Here is a 6,982-nt window from a genome sequence, read left to right as displayed (position 1 = left end):
TTTCAATACTTTTTTTCTTCAGCCTAAATCCCTTATCTTAATTCCTATCTTGATTCGGCAGAGTGACAAAAGAGGGATAGTATCGCGTCGCACTTCTACAAATTGGTCATAGTCCTGGATTTTTTCCCAGGTGCGCCATTGGCTTGGGCCCCAGATAAAGAGTAGGCTATTGCAGAGGATAAAACTGATGATCCAAATTTTGAGGCTTTGGGGAGAGCGAGAACGGTTTTGTTGTAAATAGCGATCTAGAGCTAGAGCTGTCAGTCGAATAACTACGGGTATGACGGTATAACTATGGACTTGACGTTGGCAGTGGACGAAGGTGAGATAGAGGACGCTAGGAAAGCTCCACAGTAGGATGGCTTGAGTTCGCCAGTCGCGGATGGGAAGGGGAGGAATGGAGGAACGATGAGCGATCGCAAACCTCAGTAGAGGTATAGTAACAAATCCTAAAGTCATGACCAGGGTATAGAGCCATAACCGGACATTGGAGATAATTTCTTGAAGGCTATCGCTATCTTTGAGATGGCCATCTAACCAAATTTGGATGGCGCTCACATAGGCATCCAAACCACCAGAGAGGATGAGTAGGGGAATACCCCAGAGTGAAACCCCGATCGCTCCTGCACCCAAGGCTAAGATAATATCTGTTGTTCGATAACTTTTCTCTCGCCATCCCAAACCCGCAGCCACACTCCAGAGGGGGAATAGGAAAATGGGGGTATTGGGGCGAATACCCCCCGATAATCCTAACAGTAGAGCGGAAATCAGCAGAGCGCGCATATCGCCCTTACGGCTATGATGACACGCGATCGCAATCAGAATCACCCAAGCCAGTTCTAGGGTGTAGGATAATCCCACTTCGCTATAAAACCAAATTAGGGGACTCGATAGCATCAGGAAAGCCGCGATCCATCCTACCGTGCGATTAAACCATAGGTTTCCTAAAACATAAATGGCACATGTGGCGATCTCCATAGCAATAATATTCACCATCACTAAACTTTGATTAGCATCTTGTAACCACAAGTTAAGCAACCGAGCCGATAAAATTAGGACAATAAACGTACCGGGAGCATAGGGTTGATGGCGTTCGAGATCGAACTCTTCCATCGCCCAAGCAAAGTTAACGCTATCGTGTTCATCGAGGATTTGACTTTGGAAGGGTAAGCGAGTGGTGATCGCCAGTACAAACAGTACCAGTAACGGCCAGCGATATTGCAGAAAACGAGCCATGGTTGTGCTGGAATGGAAAAAGTTCGAGATTCATCCATCTTCTCATTTGCTGGGTATGAGAAGCTCCATTTCTGAAAGAAACCTGACTTCTGGCGATCGCTTGACCAAAAAATTGGGTTTAGAGCAACGCCCTTTAGCGAAGCGGAGGGCAGCTTTTCTCCTTGTTGTTGAATGTATTGCTTAATCTTTTCTATCGGCGCACCTCCACAAGAAATGGCAAAATAACTCGGAGACCAAAGATGACAAAATCTCAGTTATTCGCAATGTGCTACACTCAATACTGTAGCATAAAGAATTCCTAATGAAAGCTCGATACCGCTACCGAATCTATCCAACTCCTGGACAACAAATCTCATTGTCCAGATTATTCGGATGCGTTCGCGTGGTGTGGAATGATGCCTTGGGATTGTGTGTTGATCAATATTGCTCTGGAAATAAGAAGCCAAGCAATAGTCAATTACAGAAGCAGTTTATTACTCAAGGGAAAAGAACCTCTAATCGTCAATGGCTATCCGAGGTTTCCAATATCCCTTTGCAACAATCTTTGAGAGATCTGAATACGGCTTATCAGAATTTTTTCAAGTCGGGCAAAGGAGAGCGGAAAGGGAAACCGGTGCGACCGCCTAGATTCAAGAGAAAAAGTGCTAGACAATCAGCAAGATTTGCTCGGCATGGCTTCTCAATCAAAAGGGATAAAGTCTATTTGGCAAAAATTGGACTCCTTAAAGTTGTCTGGTCGCGCCCATTGCCAGCCGAACCTTCATCGGTCACGGTTATTAAGGATGCGGCTGGCCGCTATTTTCTCAGTTTTGTGGTAGAAATCATTCCAGATCCTTTAGCCCCTAATCAATATTCAGTGGGCATTGATTTAGGAATTTCCACTTTTGCTACTTTGTCAACGGGTGAGAAAATTGATGCTCCTAAGCCGTTAAAGAAACGGATCAAAAGACTGCGGAGAGTGAATAAAAACTTATCCAGAAAGCAGAAAGAAAGTAAGCCGTACAAGAGGGATAAAAAGCGTCGAGGTAAACTGTATGCCAAGATAAAAGACATTCGCCGTGATTTTCTGCATCAATTATCAACAAGGGTGATCCGTGAAAACCAAACGATTGTCCTGGAAGATCTCAATGTGGCAGGAATGGTTAAAAATCGTCGCCTCTCTAGAGCAATTAGTGATTTAGGTTGGCGACAATTTCGCAGTTTTTTGGAAGCTAAGTCCGATAAATATGGTCGTGAATTTCGAGTCATTAATCGCTGGGAGCCAAAATCTCAAGTTTGTTCATGCTGTGGGTTCAAAGGTGGCAAACTCGATCTATCGATCCGAAAGTGGACTTGCTTAAACTGCGGTGCCACCCACGATCGTGATATCAATGCCGCAGTAAATATTCTAGTCGCCGGAGGGCATTCGGAGACAATAAATGGACGTGGAGGAGAGCGTAAGACTTCTGCAAAGGGAGCAGCAACCGTTGAAGCGTCAACTCATCTGGAATTTAAGCAATTATCGTTATTCGATATCGCTTAAATAGACAGGGAATCCCCACCCTTTAACGAAGTGGAGGGTGGGGAGGATGTCAAAATTTCGGCTGACCAATGATGACTACAGCGCTCTTTTTCCGCTTGCCAATATTTCAGTTTGAGTAAATCTTCTAACAGCGGAGTGAGTAAACTGATGAGTGCTCGTTTATCATTTTTTCCCATGCTTTCCAGCTCTTCAATCAGATGATCCCAATCGATTTCATGAAAGTCTCGATTTCGTAAAGCTTCCACAGTTTCTTGTATCCATTGATGATAATCTCGATCATACAAAAACCTGGCGACCATCGGTTCATTCTCCATACAGCCCAGCCTTATTTTACCTTTTTGGAGTGCCCCACGCTCTCCCCATCCCTCCATCCCTTGATTAAGATGGTGAATGGTAGTCTATGGTGAAGGGTTATGGAAGTTGGTTTAGAGGCTCGGTTGAGCGATCGCCGCTTAGAAGCAACGCAAACCAGTCAGCAACGGCAGTTATCGATGTCGATATCAGCGAAAGAGCCAGAAACGGGGTCGGAGAATCTGCGGTTAAATTTATGTTTAATTCTCGATCATAGTGGCTCGATGGCCGGTCAACCCTTGAAAATGGTGAAACATGCAGCAACTAAGGTGATTGAGCGCTTACAAGAAGGCGATCGCCTCTCAGTAATTGCATTTAATCATCATGCTGAAGTCTTAATTGACAATCAGGTCGTCGATGAACGCAAGCCACTGACCCAACTCATCGATCGCCTAGAAGCGGATGGGGGAACCTCCATTGATGAAGGGATGCGTTTAGGAATTGAGGAAATTGCCAAAGGGAAACAGGATGCCGTTTCCCAGGTTTTTCTACTCACGGATGGGGAAAATGAACATGGCGATAACGATCGCTGTTTGAAGTTAGCTAACTTAGCAACTGAGTATAAATTAACTATTAATACCCTGGGATTTGGGGCCCATTGGAATCAGGATGTATTAGAAAAGTTAGCCGATGCGGGCGGCGGAACTTTGTCCTATATTGAACACCCAGAAGAAGCCATTACTGCTTTTTCACGCTTGTTTGATCGGGTGCAGTCTGTGGGATTAACCAATGCCTTTCTAAAATTATCGTTCAATCCAGGGGTACGCTTGGCAGAACTTAAACCGATAGCCCAAGTGTCACCCGATACTATAGAATTGCCCGTACAGACAGAGGGAGATACCATTCAGGTACGGTTAGGGGATTTAATGAAGGATCAGCCTAGGGTCGTGTTGGCGAATGTCTATATGGGTCAACTACCTCTAGGGGAACAGGCGATCGCCACAGTACAAGTGATTTATGATAATCCTGCATTAGGCCAAGAAGGCTTAGAGTCTGCATCAGTGGAAGTTTCGGCGACAGTGACGCAAGAGTATCAAGCGCAAACCGATCCCCAAGTGCAGTCCCACATGCTCACCCTAGCCAAATATCGGCAAACCCAAATTGCGGAAACCAAGTTAAAACAAGGCGATCGCCAGGGTGCAGCTACCTTATTGCAAACCGCTGCAAAAACCGCTTTGCAACTCGGCGATCAGAACGCTGCCACCATCCTCCAAGAAAGCGCCACCCGTCTCCAAGCTGGGGATGAACTCTCCGAGCAAGAGCGCAAGAAAACCCGAATTGCCTCTAAAACCCGCTTAGGATAAACCTTCAACAAGCAATAAATTCTTCTTACGCAGCTTGTACCTGGGAACCGCCATGCTTCTTGAAGAAGGTATCTATAGCCTCGATGGCGCGCGAGACATCTTCTTCAACGTCATAGAGAGAGACATGCGACGCACCGCTAATCTCCACCAATTCCTTTGGCTCAGAGGCTTTTTCATAGAAGTTTACAGTTAGGGGACCCGTATCGGCCATTGCCTTTTCGCCATAGATTCCGATAAACGGGGTGTAAAGATAGGGGGCATAGCTCATCGCGTCGGCCAACATTGGAGTTTCCTGCATGAACGATGGTGACAGGTGCGAATAGTTGGGGTAAGTTTCGGCACCAGCCCGGGCGGTCATGTAATAGTCATAACCTTCCCGCGCGGCTGTTCCTTCGGGTGCATTGACCGCCGCCTCCATTTGCAGCGCGTCCACATAGTCAACCTCACCGGTTTCATACGCTTTCTGACGGCCTGCATTCTGCATCGCGATGACGGCAGTGATAGTTTCGCGATCCATCGAGCCAAAGTAACTCATCTGGTTACCTAGCATACCGGATACAGACGCGATCGCCTTCAGCCGTTTGTCGGTTGTCGCCACGAGTGCCATGTAACCGCCTGATGCACAGACCCCTAAACCGAAGAGGTTGTTGCAGTCAACGAAAGGTAATGTGCCCATAAAGCTGATTGCATCGCGGATGCTCTCTATCTTGACGAAGGCGTTTTCATTATTCCGGAGCGTCCCTTCGCTCTCACCAAAGCCCAGATGGTCAAAAACAATCGTGACATAGCCAAGTTTCGCAAGCCGCGGACCATACACCGCACCGGTCTGCTCTTTCACTTGGTTGAAGGGGGGTGAAAAGACAATGGCCCGATAGCTGCCAGTTTCGTTAAACCCTTCTGGGGTGTAGAGGTGGGCCGCAAGATTCAAGCCTTGGGATTTGAAGGTAATAGTGTTCTTGCCAGAAGTCAGTTTCATGTCAGTTCTCCTGTTGAGGTGGCAAAAGTAAAATTTTCTATTTACATTATTCATACTATGTCATCAACCCAAAAATGTAAAGAGTAAATTTTACTTTTTTATCAGAGCAACCGATCAACCCATATGAAACTCACTGAAAAGAAACGAAAAAACATCATCGAGGCAGCAATTGAGGAGTTCCGGGAACAAGGGTTTCTCGGAGCAAACACCACTCGAATTGCCAAGCGTGCGCGTGTTTCGAGTCGTACGCTCTACAATCACTTTGAAAGCAAAGAAGAGCTATTCAAGGCGATCTCTAAAATCATGGTTGAGCGAAACACGGCCATGGAGCCAGTCGCCTACGATCCTGACCAACCGCTGGACACGCAGCTTGTCGATGCTTTGGAGCGTTATGTTGCTGTGATCACAGAGGCGGAGGCTATGGGGCTGAATAGGATGGTAATTTCTGAGCTTCTGCGCGATCTCGAGAGGTCGCGAGCATTTTTTGCAGAAATGGCGACCCACGACTATCCCATTACCCAGCTCATCAAAGATGCGATGGAGGTTGGCGCGTTGCGTCGTGCTGATCCTGAATTTGCTGCCAGCCAATTGTTGGGATTGGTGAAGAATTTCTTCTTCTGGCCGGAATTCCTGCTGGGCGAGAAGCTGACATCAGAAGGGGTAATGCAAGATTGCGTTGCGATGTTCCTGTCTCACTATAAAACAGACCCATAGGCTCGTGGGTTGTGTTGGATTGTATCTTGTGCCAACTCAAGAATGGTTGTAATTCGTGTGATTTACTTAAAGACTTATCTCCTACTCTTTAATAGCCTTGTTACCTCTTGAGGTGATTCGCTTATTGATGGAATGCTGTAGCAATGTTTCCACTCATAATTCTTTTCTATTTTTCTGAACTATTTTCCCTAGTGCCTTGACCGCTCTAATTTGGTGCATTAGAAAAAGAGGGATTCATCCCACTCAAACACTCGATAAAGATGTTTGAGTTTAATCCGTGCATCTTCCGTAGTAAATTGCAAAATTACCTTTGCAAACATCTGATTACGCTCGTGCTACCAGGCATCAACTTCACTCCTGAGTTCTAAATCCGTGGCTATCCGACGCTTGAGACATTGTTCAGAAAGCACAGATAACTCGTTTTCAGCGACATTCAACCAACTACCATTAGGATAGTTTCATGCTAATTATATGTGAATGACTGATATATTTCAGTCCGTCAGGAGTGACTATCTGCGAACAATAAGCCTTTCTTTGAAGAGCTGGTGAGGAGACTCGAACTCAGAACATTAGAGTTAGCTGACGCTATTCCAACGGCTGAAAGCTATACTTATATTGCATCCTAGAACCTTGAAAAGGAAATAGGTGCAAAACAGGTGCAAAACTGGAAAGACCATCTAGACCGCTCCTGGTCTTTGGTAAATGAGTATTTCCACTCTAACCAAATTGACCCATCCAAATTGGTAAACCATGAGCTAGTGAGGGCTTACCTCAAAGCTTGCCAGAAGTCAACCCCAAAAGGTGTCTCTATCAGCAAGAACCGTAGTCGTCTGTCCCTTCGGTTCAAAGTTGCCAGCAAGTCTCAGACTTCCGATAATG

General features: G+C 46.0%; 7 protein-coding genes and 2 pseudogenes. 4 read left to right on the top strand and 5 right to left on the bottom strand.

Annotation, left to right across the window (positions count from 1 at the left end):
* Positions 1–18: 18 nt before the first annotated feature.
* Complete coding sequence (locus tag J7529_RS24105; RefSeq protein WP_318731091.1) at positions 19–1,236, bottom strand: hypothetical protein; 1,218 nt, start codon at positions 1,234–1,236, stop codon at positions 19–21.
* Between J7529_RS24105 and J7529_RS24100 the strand changes: the two genes are divergently transcribed.
* On the top strand, positions 1,235–1,420 hold the full coding sequence (locus tag J7529_RS24100) for a hypothetical protein (RefSeq protein WP_318731090.1): 186 nt from the start codon (positions 1,235–1,237) through the stop codon (positions 1,418–1,420). The two genes, J7529_RS24105 and J7529_RS24100, sit on opposite strands and share 2 nt — an antisense overlap.
* On the opposite strand, the pseudogene J7529_RS24095 reads toward J7529_RS24100, so the two are convergent.
* Positions 1,398–1,475 (bottom strand): annotated as a pseudogene (locus J7529_RS24095) (transposase); the annotation flags it as partial. The gene J7529_RS24100 and the pseudogene J7529_RS24095 overlap by 23 nt on opposite strands.
* A 62-nt stretch (positions 1,476–1,537) precedes the next feature.
* Here J7529_RS24095 and J7529_RS24090 point away from each other — a divergent pair.
* On the top strand, positions 1,538–2,758 hold the full coding sequence (locus J7529_RS24090; RefSeq protein ID WP_318731089.1) for an RNA-guided endonuclease TnpB family protein: 1,221 nt from the start codon (positions 1,538–1,540) through the stop codon (positions 2,756–2,758).
* On the opposite strand, the gene J7529_RS24085 is transcribed toward J7529_RS24090, so the two are convergent.
* Positions 2,755–3,057, bottom strand: coding sequence for a DUF29 domain-containing protein (locus J7529_RS24085; RefSeq protein ID WP_318731088.1), 303 nt, complete (start codon positions 3,055–3,057; stop codon positions 2,755–2,757). The two genes, J7529_RS24090 and J7529_RS24085, sit on opposite strands and share 4 nt — an antisense overlap.
* A 114-nt stretch (positions 3,058–3,171) precedes the next feature.
* Here J7529_RS24085 and J7529_RS24080 point away from each other — a divergent pair, with 114 nt between their 5' ends.
* Positions 3,172–4,413 (top strand): VWA domain-containing protein, encoded by a 1,242-nt coding sequence (locus J7529_RS24080; protein WP_318731087.1) that lies wholly within the window; start codon positions 3,172–3,174, stop codon positions 4,411–4,413.
* A gap of 25 nt (positions 4,414–4,438) precedes the next feature.
* Here J7529_RS24080 and J7529_RS24075 read toward each other — a convergent pair whose 3' ends face one another.
* Complete coding sequence (locus J7529_RS24075; protein ID WP_318731086.1) at positions 4,439–5,389, bottom strand: alpha/beta hydrolase; 951 nt, start codon at positions 5,387–5,389, stop codon at positions 4,439–4,441.
* Between the two features lie 123 nt (positions 5,390–5,512).
* Between J7529_RS24075 and J7529_RS24070 the strand changes: the two genes are divergently transcribed.
* Positions 5,513–6,103 (top strand): TetR/AcrR family transcriptional regulator, encoded by a 591-nt coding sequence (locus J7529_RS24070; protein ID WP_318731085.1) that lies wholly within the window; start codon positions 5,513–5,515, stop codon positions 6,101–6,103.
* 218 nt (positions 6,104–6,321) lie between these two features.
* On the opposite strand, the pseudogene J7529_RS24065 reads toward J7529_RS24070, so the two are convergent.
* Positions 6,322–6,552, bottom strand: a pseudogene (locus tag J7529_RS24065) (IS630 family transposase); the annotation flags it as partial.
* Positions 6,553–6,982 lie beyond the last annotated feature (430 nt).

It is taken from the genome of Roseofilum sp. Guam (assembly GCF_017746735.1).
Classification (GTDB): domain Bacteria; phylum Cyanobacteriota; class Cyanobacteriia; order Cyanobacteriales; family Desertifilaceae; genus Roseofilum; species Roseofilum reptotaenium.
The sequence above is the reverse complement of the archived record's forward strand: the minus strand, read 5'-3'. Positions and strand labels throughout refer to the sequence as shown.